Source organism: Ramlibacter paludis, assembly GCF_022012305.1.
In the GTDB taxonomy this organism is placed as follows: domain Bacteria; phylum Pseudomonadota; class Gammaproteobacteria; order Burkholderiales; family Burkholderiaceae_C; genus Ramlibacter; species Ramlibacter paludis.
The window spans coordinates 1,113,348-1,127,229 of sequence record NZ_JAKLTM010000001.1; the positions used below are offsets into that span (position 1 = coordinate 1,113,348).

Genomic DNA, 13,882 nt, shown 5'->3' on the forward strand with positions numbered 1-13,882 from the left:
CGTCACTTCCTCAGGTTGCGGACCACGGCGGCGGTGAAGCTGGCCGTGTTGCCCTTGCCGCGGATGTCGCCGGTGCGTGCCTGCGCATCGGCCAGGGCTTCGGTCGTGGCGCGCGACATGCTCGCGGCCATCCGCACGGCGCCCTCGTTCTTCCGGCTGTGGCCCAGCCATTCGAACATCATGCGGGTTGACTCGATCATCGCGTAAGGGTTGGCGATGCCGCGTCCGGCGATGTCGGGCGCCGAGCCGTGCGTGGCTTGCGCCATCGCGACGTCGCCGTCGCCGATGCACAGGCCCGGCGCCATGCCCAGGCCGCCCACCAGTCCCGCGGCTTCGTCGCTCAGGATGTCGCCGAACATGTTGGTCGTGACGATCACGTCGAAGCTTTGCGGGTCGCGCACCAGGCGCATGGCCATGGTGTCGACGATCACGTCGTCGACCAGCACGTCCGGATATTCGGGCGCGAGCTTCTTGCACTCCTCGACGAACATGCCGCAACCGAGCTTGAACACGGTGTCCTTGTGCACGTAGGTCAGGTGCTTGCGGCGCTGGCGCGCGAGCTCGAAGGCGGCCCGCGCGACACGGCTGCTGCCGGTGCGGGTGATGACGCGCATCGAGAGCGTGACTTCGTCGTTGGGACGGAACTCCGCGTTGCCCACCAGCATGTTGCGGTCCGGCTGGAAGCCCTCGTTGTTCTCGCGCACGATCACCAGGTCGACGCCGTCGTGCAGGCAGCCGATGTCCGGGTAGGAGCGCGTGGGCCGCACGTTGGCGAACAGGTTGAATTGCTTGCGCAGGATCGGGTGCGGGTTGATCGCGTTCGGGCCCTTGGGATAGGCGCGGTGGCCGATCGGGCCGAGGATCCAGCCGTCCAGGGTCTTGAGCGTGTCGAGCGTGAGCTGCGGCAGCGTGTGGCCGTGCGTTTCCAGCGAGCGCGCGCCGATCGGCAGCGGCTGCCAGTCGATGGAAACGCCGTGCAGTTCGGCGGCGGCGCGGGCGATCTGCACGGAGGCGGGCACGATCTCGAGGCCGATGTCGTCGCCGTCGAGGATGCCGATGCGGAGCGTTGTCATGCTTTGGTACTGCCTGGGCGGTTAGTCGTCGAGATGGATGTTGCGGGCCTTGGCCAGCGCGGTCCAGCGGGTAATCTCGGAGCGGATGTACTCGCCGAACTGCTCCGGCGACATCGGCCAGGGCTCGACCGCTTCGCTGGCGAGCTTCTCCGCCAGGTCGGGCGCCTTCAGCACAGCCACCTGGGTTTCGTTCAGTCGCTTGACGACGTCGGGCGCCATGCCGGCGGGGCCGACCGAGCCGTACCACTGCATCGCGTCGAAGCCCTTGAAACCGAGTTCTTCCATCGTCGGCACGTCCTTGAGCTGCGGGCTGCGCTGCTTGCCGGTGACGGCCAGCGCGCGCATGCGGCCTGAGCGCAGGTGCGGCAGGGCCGCGGCCAGGCCGGGGAACATGGCCTGCGTCTGCCCGCCCAGCAGGTCGTTGATGGCGGGCGCGATGCCGCGGTAGGGAATGTGCAGCATGAAGGTGCCGGTGGCCTGCTTGAACAGCTCCATGGTCAGGTGCGTCAGCGAGCCGGCGCCGGCCGAGCCGTAGCTCACCTTGCCGGGGTTGCGCTTGATGTAGTCGACGAGCTCCTTCACGTTCTTCGCCGGCACGGTGGAGTGCACGGCCAGCACGTTGGGCGTGGCGCCGATCATGCCGATCGGCGTGAACTCCTTGATGGCGTCGTAGCTCACCTTGCGCGTGGCCGGTGTGGTGCCGTGCGTGGCCACGTAGCCTTGCATCAGCGTGTAGCCGTCGGGGGCCGCGCGGGCCGTGGTCTGGCAGGCGACCACGCCGCCGCCGCCGCTCTGGTTGTCGACGACGAAGCTTTGTCCGAGCAGCTTGCCCCAGCGTTCGGTCACGACGCGGGCGATCATGTCGTTGCCGCCGCCGGCGGCGACGGGCACGATGTAGCGAATGGTCTTGCTGGGGTAGGCCTGCGCCCGGGCGAAGCCGGGCAGGACGAGGGCGGCCGATGCTGCCTGCAGCAGGTGGCGACGCTTCATGCGGGATGTCTCCTGGTTGGAGCGGGGATCTTCCGCGCTGGGCGCCTTCCTGTGAATTGCAAGTTTCTCAGGCGTTATTGCGTGGCGTGCAAGAGTGGGGGCGGGGTGTCATCCCGGGCTTGACCCGGGATCCAGCTCGGCGCGTGATGGGAAGCCGCGGTTCGGCTTCGCGCTCACCACGGCCTACGGGGTAAGGGCGGCGGTGAATGCGGGGGTTGCCAGCCCGGCCTACGGGAGATGAGTGGATTCGTAGGCCGTGGTGACGCAGGAACCGCGGCTGGGTCTTCACCGACCAATCGCCTCCGGCCGGCGCGCAAAATGCGGCCCATGCCGCGCCGCCCCGTCAACCTCCACCGCGCCTACCACGCGCATGTCTACTTCGATGCCGACACCGTGGCGCAGGCTCGCGCGCTGTGCGAGGAAGCGGGACGCCTGTTCAAGGTGGCGGTCGGCCGCGTGCACGAGAAGCTGGTCGGCCCGCATCCGCGCTGGAGCTGCCAGCTGGCCTTCTCCGCGGCGGAGTTCGACCGGATCGTTCCGTGGCTGGACGATCACCGCGGCGGCCTCGACGTCTTCGTGCACGGCCTCACCGGCGACGACCTCAAGGACCACACCGACTATGCCTACTGGCTGGGCGGGGAGTGGCCGCTGGACCTGCGCATGTTCCAGCGAAATTAATTGGGTTCTGACCCCAATTTCTTGGCGGCGGCGGTGAGGGTCTGGCGGCACTTCCAGTAGTCGGCCCAGGGGTCGGAGTGCTGGAAGGACAGGTGCTCGCGCGCGGTGCGGACGGTCCATTGGTCGCTGCGTTGCAGCGAAGGCAACTCGTCCCACGAGATCGGCATCGAGACGCCCAGGCCGGGACGCGAGCGCACGGAGAAGGCGGCGGCGGTGGTCGCGCCGTGGCCGTTGCGCAGGTAGTCGACGAAGATGCGGCCGACGCGGTTCGCAGGGCCGCTCCTGGCCACGAAGCGCTGCGGGATCACCCGCGCCAGGTGCTGCACCACGCGCTCGGAAAAGTCCTTGACCTTGTCCCAGCCCCAGTCCCCGCGCGGCGTGAGAGGCACGACCACGTGCAGGCCCTTGCCACCGCTGGTCTTCAGCCAGCTTTGCAGCTTCAGCTCCGTGAGCAGGCCGCGCACCAGCAGCGCCGACTCCTGCACCAGCTCCCAGCGCACGCCTTCGCCCGGGTCCAGGTCGAAGATCACGCGGTCCGGACGGGCGATGTCGCGCGCGCGGGCATTCCAGGTGTGGAACTCGATCACGTTCATCTGCGCGGCGGCGACCAGGGCTTTGCGCGTGGGAATCTCCAGCAAGGGTGCATGGCCCGGCCACACGTCTGCCGGCAGCTCGCGCACCCCCGCGATGCGCTGCTCGTTCAGGTGCTTCTGGTAGAACAGCTCGCCACCCACGCCTTGCGGCCCGCGCACGAGCGAACAGGGCCGATCCTGCAGGTGCGGCAGCATCCAGTCGGCAACCGAGGCGTAGTAGCGGGCGAGTTCGAGCTTGGTGACGCCGCTGGCCGCATCGACGACGCGCTGCGGATTGGAGATCGTGACGCCCTCGACCACGGACCCCAGCGCCTCCTCGCGCCGCACTTCGCCCGCGGGCTTGTCGCTGCGCACGCCGAGGAACTTCGCGTGCCGCAACTGCTGGTCGGGCGTCCAGTCGGAGAACTCCACTTCGACGACCATCTTCGGCTTCACCCAATGCAGCGCGCCTGCGCGCGCGGCGCCGCGCACGACCAGCACCGGCTTGGTAGCGAAGGGATGCGTCGGCGTCTCGCTCTTTGCCAGTTGCTTCTGCAGACCCGCCGCGGTCTTTGCATCCCAGCCCGTGCCGACGCCGCCGACGTAGCGCCAGCTGCCGTCGTCTTCGCGCAGGCCAAGCAGCAGTGCACCCACCTCCGGCTCGCCGCTCGAGCGATCCCGGTACCCGCAGACGACGAACTCCTGGCGCAGCTTGTTCTTGAGCTTGAGCCAGCTCTCGCTGCGGCCCGAGACGTAAGGCGCGTCGCGACGCTTGGCGAGCACGCCTTCCAGTCCCATCTGCCGCGCCGACTGCAGGATCGCCGAGGCGTCGGCGTCGAACGCGGCGCTGTAGCGGAGGCGTTCCTGCGGACGTTCTTCCAGCAGACGCTGGAGGCGCTCGCGCCGCGCATGCAGCGGCACCTTCCGCAGGTCCTGGCCCTCCAGGTAAGGCAGGTCGAACAGGAAGTACTCGATGGCATCGGTGCGCGTGCTGGCCAGGGCTTCCTGCAGCGCGTGGAAGTTCGGCGTCCCCTTGGGCCCCAGCACGACGATCTCGCCGTCGAGCCAGGCGCTTTGCAAACCCAGGGCCGCGACCGCAAGCACCAGCGCTGGCATCTTGTCCGACCAGTCGTGGCCGTTGCGCGTGATCAGTTGCACCTTCTCGCCCTCGACCCGCGCCATCAACCGGTAGCCGTCGAACTTGATCTCCCACAGCCAGTCGCCGCCGGTGGGCGCGGCCGCGGCCAGGGACGCGAGCTGCGGCGCGATCTTCGCCGGCAGGGGCGCCGCCACGCCGAGCGGCTTCGCCAGTACGCTGTCCGGCAAGGCACTGACCACGTCGTACTGCGCCGTGGGGCGCGCGTGCCGATCCCGCTTCTTGAACAGGATCCACGCTTCCTGCCGGTCGCCGGGCTTGGCGATGCGCACCAGTTCCCACAGGCCGGCGAGCTTGTGGCCTTGCAAGGTGAACAGCAGCTTGCCGTCCTTCAAGCCTTGCCGCGGATCGCCCTCGGGCGTCCACGTCCCGCGGTCCCAGACGATCACCGTGCCCGCGCCGTACTGGCCTTTCGGAATGGTCCCTTCGAAGCTGCCGTAGGAAAGCGGATGGTCCTCGACGTGGATCGCGATGCGCTTCTCGGCGGGGTCGAAGCTCGGTCCCTTGGGCAAGGCCCACGAGAGCAGCACGCCATCGAGCTCGAGCCGGAAGTCGTAGTGCAGGCGGCTCGCGTGATGCTTCTGCACGACGAAGGCAAGCGCGCTGTCGTCGGACGTGCCTTCCTCGCCTTGCGGCTCGCTGGTGCGGTCGAAGTTCCGCCGGGCGCGGTACTTCGCCAGGGCGCCGCCGCCGGCCATCGCTAGCGCTGCAGCCGGTGGTAGGCGCTGTAGTGGCGCAGCGCGCCGCGCTCGTCGCCGGCCTGCTTGCGCAGCTCCGCCAGGTTGTAGTGGGCGTCGGCCAGGTTGGGGTCCAGTTCCAGGCTGCGCTCGTAGGCGTCCGCGGCTTCGTCCAGGCGCTCCAGGTGGTCGAGCGCCACGCCGCGGTTGAAATGCAGCACCGCGGAGTTGGGGCAATTCTGGAGCGCAGTGGCGGACAGGCGCACCAGGTCCTCGTAGCGGCCGGCGTCGGCCCACATGGCGCCCAGGTTCAGGTAGGCGTCTTCCAGGTCCGGCGCGAGCAGCAGGGCCTGCAGGTAGGCGGCCTCGGCGGCGGCGGTGTCCGTGGCTTCCAGCGCCAGCCCGCGGTCGAACAGTTCGAAGGCATCGGCCTCCCGCGCCTTGCGCGAGGCGGGACGCTGCAGCACGGTCACGTTCCCCGCCACCGTGCCCACTTCGAAGTCCATCAGCAGCTGGCCGCTGTCGGACTGCAGGCGACCGCTGCGATCGCGCACCGCGACGTCGCCGCCGACGGCCGTGATGCGCAAGCCGCTCAGGGGCAGCTCCGCCGGGAGATCGGCCTTCAGCCGCGCCAGGGAGGCCAGGATGCGCCGGGGCTTCAGGTGCTGCGCCTGCAAGGCGTGCGCCGTGCGCAGCAGCGCCAGGTCCTGGAAAGTGAAGCGCCACTCGTTGCGCTTGCCGCGCGTGGGTTGCACGAAGCCGGCTGCGATCAGGCCGAGGACGATGTGGCGCGACAGCCCCAGCATCGCCTGGACGCGGCGAAGCGTGTACGTCGTTGCTTCGTCGGCCGCGGGCACCGGTCTACTTGCGGGCGCGCGCCTTGGCGGGCGCCGGCGCCGCGACGGTTTCGGCGGGCGTGCTCGCCGCGCCGCGCTTGGCGCTCTTGCGCTCCTTGGGCGCGGCCGCGGCCTCCGCCACCGCCGTCTTCGCGGCGGCGGGCTTGGCCGGCGCCGGCTTCTTGATCAGGCTCGCGCGCAGCGCTTCCATCAGGTCGATCACTTGGCCGGTACCTTGCGTCTCCACCGGCGTGGAGGCCACCACCTGCTGGCCGGCGATCTTGGCATCGATGGCGGCCAGGATGCGCTTCTTCTCTTCGTCGACGTACTGCGTGGGGTCGTAGCTGTCGGTGGCGATCTGGTCGATCAGCTGCAGGGCGAGCTGCAATTCGGGCTGCGAGACCTCGACCTTCTCGATGTCCAGGTCCTTGTGCGAGCGCACTTCGGCCGCGTACAGCAGCTGCTGCAGCACCAGGCCTTCTTCGGACGGGCGGATCTGCACCACGTATTGCTTGGCCTTCCAGGCCCACTTGGCCAGGGCGCACCGGTGGCTCTGGCGCATGGCCTCGGCCAGCAGCGCATAGGGCTTGGCGCCGCGCTTGTCGGGCGCCAGCAGGTAGGCCTTGTCGTAGAAGAGCGGGTCGACCGACTTCTCGGGGATGAAGGAGATGATGTCGATGCTGGGGCTGCTGGACTCTTCCAGAGCCTTGAGCTCCTCGGGCGAGAAGAGCACGAAGCGGTCCTTCTCGAACTCGTAGCCCTTGACCATCTCCGAGCGCGGCACCACGGCCTGGTCCTTCTCGGACACGTACTGCTGCTTCAGCCGCGAGCCGTCCTTGGCCAGCATGTTGAACTTGACCGCGCTCGAGGTCTCGGTGGCGGAGTACAGCTTGACGGGAATGGACACCAGGCCGAAGCTCAGTGACAGCGAAGCGATCGAACGGGCGGCCATCGAGAACCTTCCACGCTACGGGGGGAGGGTCATGGTAAAGGGGGCAGCCCGGGGCTGCAAGCACATGGCCGCACCGGTGTGGCGCATGGCGCAAAGCTATAGTGAGGCATGTCCGCCGCCCAGGCCCCCGTCCCGTCCTTCCTGCAAGGGGGCGCAGCCATGGGCGCGCTGCTGCGTACCTTCGACTGGGCGGCCACGCCGCTCGGGCCCGCGGCCGCCTGGCCGCAATCGCTGAAGACAGCCGTCAGCCTCATCCTGCGCGCGCAGCAGCCGATGTTCATCGGCTGGGGGCCCGAGTTCATCTCCTTCTACAACGAGGGCTATGTCGCGATCCTGGGGGAGAAGCATCCCCACGCCCTCGGACGCCCGATGGCCGAAGTGTGGAGCGAGATCTGGCACGAGCTCGGGCCGCTGAACGATGCGGTGATGCGCGGCGAGTCCCTGTCCTTCGAGAGCCGGCCGTTCGACCTGGCCGGCCGCGCCGAGCCGGGCCCATTCTTCTTCAATTTCACCTATACCCCGCTGCTGGATGACCAGGGCGGCGTGGCCGGCATCTTCTGCGTTGCGATGGAGACCACCAGCGCGGTCCGCCTGGCGCAGGAGACGCAAGCCACACGCGCCGCGCAGCGGGCCTTGCAGGACAGCGAGGAGCGGCTGCGCCTGGCCACCGACGCGGCGGAGATCGCCTTCTGGGACGTCAACACCCTGGACGGCATGCTGGTCTGGCAGCCCCGGCTGCGCGCCATGTTCGGCATCACCGGCTCCGATCCGCTGACCCTGGCCGACTTCTATGCAGGATTGCATCCCGAGGACCGGGACGCGGTGGCCGCGGCCTTCAATGCCGCGTGCGATCCGCAGGTGCGCGCGCTGTACAACGTCGAGTACCGCACGGTCGGCCGCGACGACGGCCGGGTCCGCTGGGTGGCGGCGAAGGGCCGCGCACTGTTCGACGAGGCCGGCCGCTGCGTCCGCGCCAATGGCACCGCCATCGACATCTCGGGCCGCAAGGCCACCGAGCAGGCGATGGAAGTCGCCCTGGAGGCCAGCCGCACCGGAACCTTCCACTGGGACATCCAGGACAACACGCTGTGGTGGGACACCGCACTGGACCGCCTGTTCGGGCTGCCTCCCGGGGAGGCGGTGCGCAGCCTCGACCAGTTCGTCGCGTTGGTCCATCCCGACGATCGGGCCGAAGTGATCCGCCGCTGCGAGCGCTGCCGCGACTTCGCCGACGACTTCGAGATGGAGTTCCGGGTGGTCTACCCGGACGGTTCGGTGCACTGGCTGTACGACCGCGGGCGGACCTTTCTCGATGCGGCCGGCCGGGCCAAGACGATGACCGGCGCCTGTGTCGACATCACCGACCTGTGGCTCGCGCGCGAGGCTTTGCGGCAGGCCGATCGCCAGAAGGACGAATTCCTGGCAACCCTGGCGCACGAACTGCGCAACCCGCTCGCGCCACTGCGGACCGGCTTGCACATGCTGCAGCGAAGCGGAGCCGCGGGCGAGCAGGCGGCCAAGGTGCACGGCATCATGCAGCGCCAGCTGGACCACATGGTTCGCCTGGTCGACGACCTGCTGGACATCGCCCGCATCAGCCAGGGCAAGATCGCGCTGCGGCATGAACTGCTGCCGCTGCAGACGGTGCTGGAGCAGGCGCTGGAGGTTTCACGCCCGCTCATGGACGCGCAGGGCCTGGAGATGGCCTGGGAGGGAATGGATTCGCGGCTGATGGTCGCGGGCGACGCCACGCGCCTCGTGCAGGTCGTGGGCAACCTGCTGAACAACGCCGCGAAGTACACCCCGCGGGGCGGCCGCGTGACGCTGCGCGCGGGCGCCGACGGCGACATGCTGCGCATCGAGGTGGAGGACACCGGTGTCGGCATTCCGCCCGCCATGCTGGAGCGGGTCTTCGAACGCTTCGCCCAGGTGCAGCAGCATCTGGAGCGCGCCCAGGGTGGCCTCGGCATCGGCCTGAGCGTCGTCAAGAGCCTGGTCGAAATGCACGGCGGCCGCGTCGCTGCCGAGAGCGACGGCCCGGGCGCGGGCAGCCGTTTCCTCGTGTGGCTGCCGCGCGCCGAAGCGCGTGATCCCGTCGCTGCCCGTGCGGACGCTCGCTCGTCCATTGCCTCCATGCGCCGCAAGGTTCTGGTCGTGGACGACAATCTCGATGCCGCAACGACGCTGGCGATGGTGCTGGAACACGGCGGGCACGAGGTATTCCTCGCGCATGACGGGCTCGCGGCGCTGGAACTGGCCACCCGCCACCACCCCGCGGTGGTGTTCCTCGACATCGGCATGCCGGGCATGAACGGCTACGACACCGCCGGCCGCATCCGCGCGCTGCCCGGCGGCGCCGCGCTGACCCTGGTGGCGCTCACCGGCTGGGGCAGCGAGAGCGACCAGGCGCGCAGCAGGTCCGCCGGATTCGACCTGCACCTCACCAAGCCGGTGGAGATGGGCGCGGTGGAGCGGGTGATGGCAGCGTTTGCTGCGCGATGATCTTGCCGGACTCCGTGCGGCGGCGTAGCTGACGCGGGTCGGCCTGACCGGGGACAATGCATCATTGCACTTAAGCGTGGAAAAGTGCAAAATCCGCCGATGACGTCCCCCGGTAGTCCCAGGACGCGCCCACTGACGGTGGGCGGCGTCGACCATGCCATCCTCGATCTCCCGGCCCAGTTCGGCGCCCAGTTGCAGCGCCTGCCGGTGGTGCTGCGCATCCTGCTGGAAAACGTGCTGCGCAACATGCAGGGCGCCGAGCGCGACGGGGCGGTCGATGCCTTGTTTGCCTGGCTGGCCACCGGCCGCAGCGAAGCCGAGATCGCCTTCCAGCCCGGGCGCGTGCTGATGCACGACACGACCAGCACGCCGGCACTCGTCGACATAGCCGCGATGCGCGACGCGCTGGCCGAAGCGGGCGCCGATCCGCGCCGGCTGAATCCGCAACTGCCGGTGGACGTGTCCGTCGACCATTCGCTGGCCGTCGAGGCCTATGCGCAGCGCGATGCCGCCGTCATCAACCTGGGGCACGAGATGCGCCGCAACGCCGAGCGCTATCGCTTCCTGCGCTGGGCCGGCGCCGAGCTGAGCAACGTGCGCATCCATCCGCCGGGCACCGGCATCATGCACACCATCAACCTGGAACAGCTGGCGACGGTGGTGGCCACGGAGCAGCGCGAGGGACGCGCCTGGCTGGTGCCGGACACCATGATCGGCACGGACAGCCACACGCCGATGATCAACGGCATCGGCGTGTTGGGCTGGGGCGTGGGTGGGCTGGAAGCGCAGACGGTGATGTTCGGCATGCCGACCATGATCCGCATTCCGGAGGTGACCGGCGTGCGGCTGGTGGGCGAGCTGGCGCCCGGCGCGCAGGCCACCGACCTGGCATTGACGGTGACTTCGCGGCTGCGCGCGCTGGACGTGACGGGCGAGTTCGTCGAGTTCTTCGGTCCGGGCGTGGCCACGCTGACGGCGGGCGACCGCGCGGTCGTCGCCAACATGGCGCCCGAATACGGCGCCACCACCGGCTTCTTCGCGGTGGACGCGCAGACCTTGCGCTACCTGCGCGAGACCGGCCGCAGCGCCGTGGCGGTGGAACAGGTGGAGGCTTATTGCCGCGCGGCACAGCTGTGGTTCGACCCGCAGGCGCAGCCGCGCTACACCCGCATGATCGAAATCGATTTGTCGAAGATCGGCATCCATGTGGCGGGGCCCCGGCGGCCGCAGGACCTGCTGGAGCTGGGCGCGACGGGGAAGGTGCTGCGCGCGAGCGGTGGTGCGCGAGTTGCTGCGGGCCCGGCGGGAATGCCGCGCTACCCGATCGCGATCGCGGCCATCACCAGCTGCACGAATACCTCGGATCCGCGCCTGCTGATCGCCGCCGGCCTGGTGGCGCGCAAGGCGCACCGCCTGGGTTTGCGAGCGCCTGCGTGGGTGAAGACTTCGCTCGCCCCGGGATCGCCGGCCGCGGCTTCCTACCTGCAACGCTCGGGCCTGCTGGCCGACCTGGAAGCCGTCGGCTTCGGCATCGTCGGCTACGGCTGCACCACCTGCATCGGCAACCCGGGGCCGCTGACGGCGTCCGTCGTGCAGGCGCAGTCGGCCGGTGCGGCCAAGGGCGTGGCCGTGCTCTCGGGCAACCGCAACTTCCCGGGCCGCGTGCATCCCGACATCGAGCTGAGCTTCATCATGTCGCCGGCGCTGGTGGTGGCCTTCGGCCTCGCCGGTGATGCCGAACGCAACCTCGGCGAGGAGGCGGTGCAAAGCACGCCGGAAGGCCAGCCGGTCTACCTGCGCGACCTGTGGCCCACGCGCGAGGAGATCGCATCGCATCTCGCAGCGGCGCTCGCGCCCGAGGACTTCGCGCGCGACTTCGCCGTGGCGGGCCGCAACCCGCAGTGGAAGGCCCTGGCCGCGCCGCAGGGCGCGCGCTTCCCCTGGGACCCGGCGTCCAACGCGCTGCGGCGCCCGCCGTTCGCGGCGGCCAGCGAAGGCTCGCTGCTCGGGCACTACACCGCCTGGCCCTTGCTGGTGGTGGGTGACGACGTCACCACCGACCACATCTCGCCGGCCAGCGCGATCCCGCGCGACAGCCTGGTGGCCGACTACCTGGTGGGCCGCGGCGAATCGCGCGACGACCTCAACGTGTTCGCCTCGCGGCGCGGCAACTGGGAAGTGATGGTGCGCGCGGCTTTCCACAGCAAGACCTTGCGCAACCTGCTGGCGCCCGCCGCGCCGGTCGCGCACACGCTGCACGTGCCCAGCGGCGAGGTGCAGCCGATCTGGGAAGTGGCCGGGCGCTACCGTCGCGCGGGCGAGTCCGTCGTCGTGGTCGCGGGCGAGCGTTACGGCATGGGCTCGTCGCGCGACTGGGCGGCCAAGGGACAAAGGTTGCTGGGCATCCGCGCCGTGTTGGCCTGCAGCTTCGAGCGCATCCACCGCTCCAACCTGATCGGCATGGGCATCCTGCCTTTGCGGCTGCCCGCGGGCATGCATCCGGACACGCTGGCGCTGCGGGCGGGCGACCGCATCGAGGTGGATGCGCCTGGCGAGAAACTGAGCGTGCGCGGCGAGGTGGGCGTGCGCGTGATCCGGCATGATGGCCGGGTGGAAAGCTTCGCCGCCCTTGCCGCCGTGGAGACCGGCCTCGAGCTGGAATTGCTGCGCGTGGGCGGCGTCATCCCCGCCATCCTGAAGCAAACCCTGGCCGCCGAGCCGCTCCCGGCCGCCGCCTGAAAGAAACCATGACCCAAGCCCTGGCCGCGGAAGCGGCGCCCACCGGCAAGCTGCGCATTTCCATCAACGTCGGCAATCCCATCCTCGCGCGCCGCGCTGGGGAGGGCGCCGAAGGCGTGTCGATCGACCTGGGCCGCGCCTTCGCGCAGCGCCTGGGGCTGGAAGCCGAACTGCAGGTCTACGCGTCGGCCGGCGAGTCGGTCGATGCCGTCCGTGCGCAGAAGGCGGATCTCGGCTTCTTTGCCATCGACCCGAAGCGCTCGGAGGGCATTGCCTTTTCCGCGCCCTATGTCCTGATCGAAGGCGCCTACCTGGTGAAGGATGCTTCGCCGCTGAAGGACAACGGCGAAGTCGACCGTGCGGGCAACCGCGTCGTGGTCGGCAAGGGCAGCGCCTACGACCTGTACCTGACGCGCGAGCTGAAGAACGCAGCCATCGAACGCGCGCCGACTTCGCCGGCGGTGGTGGACCACTTCCTGGCCTGCGGCGCCGAGGTCGCGGCCGGCGTCAAGCAGCAGCTGGAGTTCGATGCCGCGCGCATCGGCGGGCTGCGCCTGCTGCCGGGACGCTTCATGGTGATCCAGCAGGCCACCGGCGTGCCGGAAGGCCGGCCGGCGACCATCGCGGCCCTGCGCGCGTTCATCGAGGAAATGAAGGCCACGGGCTTCGTCGCGCAGGCCTTGCAGCGCCACGGCATCCAGGGCGCCAGCGTCGCGCCGGCGGCTTAGCCCAGGCGCTCAGGCCTTCAGGATCTTCGCGATCTTCTGCATGTTCTTCAGCGTCGCCGCGAGGTGCTCGCGCAGCGACGCGGCCGCCTCTTCGTTGCGGCCTTGCTCCAGCAGGTCCAGGATCTCCAGGTGCTGCTGGCAATGCTGCTTGTAGCGCTTGCGATCCTGGGTGGAACGGTAGGAGAGCAGCCGGCGCACGCGGTTCACGCGCCGGATCGCGTCGATGAAGAAGGGGTTGCCGGAGCCCTCCACCAGCGCCTCGTGGAAGCGCACGCCGCGGTCGTGGATCTGGTCGGCGGTGTCGGTCCTGATGCCGCCTTCCAGCAAGTGGATCTCCGCCGCGCGGCAGCGCGCCAGCACTTCGGGCGCGATGCGGTAGCCCGGCTCCAGCAGCGCGGCCGGTTCGAGCGCCATGCGCATGCGGTACGACTGCAGCAGGCTTTCCGACGTGGTGAGCATGGTCGAGAACTCCCAGCCGTAGCCGGGCTTCTTCTCGATCCAGCCTTCCTGCGCCATGCGATGCAGCAGGGACTGCAGCTGCGCGCTGGTGAGCTCGTAGCGCTGCTTGAGGAAGCTTTCCGCCACGGTGTCCGGCAGCTCGCCGTTGAGGCGGTCCTCGGCGATGCGGAAGTAGGTGGAGCTCGGCGGCGCGCCCTCGTTGAGCCCGAGTTCGTCGGCCAGCTGCGCCACCGGCCCCTCGATCTCGGTGGCAAGGAAGTAGCCGCGGTTCGCCTCGCGGTGCACGACGCCCTTTTCGTGCAACAGCCCCAGCGCCTGGTTGATCGGCGAGCGCGAAATCCGCAGGCGATCCGCCAGCATCTGCGCGGGCAGGTGGCTGCCGGGCGCGAGGCCGTCTTCGCGGATCAGTTCCAGGATGCGGGCGGGGACGGAGAGGTCGAGGTTCATCGGTCGAGGGACTGCTTGGGACGAAACGATAGCACTCCGTGTTTTCCACTACGTCCGCACATTGCACGTTTTC

10 protein-coding genes are annotated in these 13,882 nt (G+C 69.5%); 4 read left to right on the forward strand and 6 right to left on the reverse strand.

The annotated features are described in order from the left end of the window. Positions 1 to 2 precede the first annotated feature (2 nt). Both LZ009_RS05770 and LZ009_RS05775 read right to left on the reverse strand, forming a co-directional pair. Entirely contained in the window at positions 3 to 1,073 is a 1,071-nt protein-coding gene (locus LZ009_RS05770; protein ID WP_275696912.1) for an isocitrate/isopropylmalate dehydrogenase family protein, read from the reverse strand. Positions 1,074 to 1,094: 21 nt separating this feature from the next. Further along, a complete protein-coding gene (locus LZ009_RS05775; RefSeq protein WP_275696913.1) occupies positions 1,095 to 2,063 on the reverse strand; it encodes a Bug family tripartite tricarboxylate transporter substrate binding protein in 969 nt (322 codons plus the stop codon). A gap of 327 nt (positions 2,064 to 2,390) precedes the next feature. Here LZ009_RS05775 and LZ009_RS05780 point away from each other — a divergent pair, with 327 nt between their 5' ends. Further along, on the forward strand, positions 2,391 to 2,741 hold the full coding sequence (locus LZ009_RS05780) for a DOPA 4,5-dioxygenase family protein (protein ID WP_275696914.1): 351 nt from the start codon (positions 2,391 to 2,393) through the stop codon (positions 2,739 to 2,741). Here the strand turns inward: LZ009_RS05780 and ligD are convergent. The 3 genes from ligD to ku are packed head-to-tail and all read right to left on the reverse strand — an operon-like array spanning position 2,738 to position 6,934. Further along, entirely contained in the window at positions 2,738 to 5,167 is a 2,430-nt protein-coding gene (gene ligD, locus LZ009_RS05785) for a DNA ligase D (RefSeq protein WP_275697123.1), read from the reverse strand. The two genes, LZ009_RS05780 and ligD, sit on opposite strands and share 4 nt — an antisense overlap. A gap of 2 nt (positions 5,168 to 5,169) precedes the next feature. Further along, complete coding sequence (locus LZ009_RS24275; RefSeq protein WP_430300195.1) at positions 5,170 to 6,003, reverse strand: tetratricopeptide repeat protein; 834 nt, start codon at positions 6,001 to 6,003, stop codon at positions 5,170 to 5,172. Between the two features lie 4 nt (positions 6,004 to 6,007). After that, entirely contained in the window at positions 6,008 to 6,934 is a 927-nt protein-coding gene (gene ku / locus LZ009_RS05800; protein WP_275696915.1) for a non-homologous end joining protein Ku, read from the reverse strand. Between the two features lie 108 nt (positions 6,935 to 7,042). On the opposite strand from ku, the gene LZ009_RS05805 reads away from it, so the two are divergent. The 3 genes from LZ009_RS05805 to LZ009_RS05815 all read left to right on the forward strand — a co-directional run bounded on the left by LZ009_RS05805 (position 7,043) and on the right by LZ009_RS05815 (position 12,903). Continuing rightward, a complete protein-coding gene (locus tag LZ009_RS05805; RefSeq protein ID WP_275696916.1) occupies positions 7,043 to 9,436 on the forward strand; it encodes a hybrid sensor histidine kinase/response regulator in 2,394 nt (797 codons plus the stop codon). A gap of 99 nt (positions 9,437 to 9,535) precedes the next feature. Further along, positions 9,536 to 12,175: an aconitate hydratase AcnA gene (gene acnA, locus LZ009_RS05810; protein WP_275696917.1), complete on the forward strand. Its 2,640-nt coding sequence runs from the start codon at positions 9,536 to 9,538 to the stop codon at positions 12,173 to 12,175. Positions 12,176 to 12,183: 8 nt separating this feature from the next. After that, the gene (locus tag LZ009_RS05815) at positions 12,184 to 12,903 is read left to right on the forward strand and encodes a transporter substrate-binding domain-containing protein (protein ID WP_275696918.1); all 720 of its coding nucleotides are present in this window, start codon (positions 12,184 to 12,186) and stop codon (positions 12,901 to 12,903) included. A gap of 9 nt (positions 12,904 to 12,912) precedes the next feature. Here LZ009_RS05815 and LZ009_RS05820 read toward each other — a convergent pair whose 3' ends face one another. After that, the gene (locus LZ009_RS05820) at positions 12,913 to 13,809 is read right to left on the reverse strand and encodes a GntR family transcriptional regulator (protein ID WP_275696919.1); all 897 of its coding nucleotides are present in this window, start codon (positions 13,807 to 13,809) and stop codon (positions 12,913 to 12,915) included. Positions 13,810 to 13,882 lie beyond the last annotated feature (73 nt).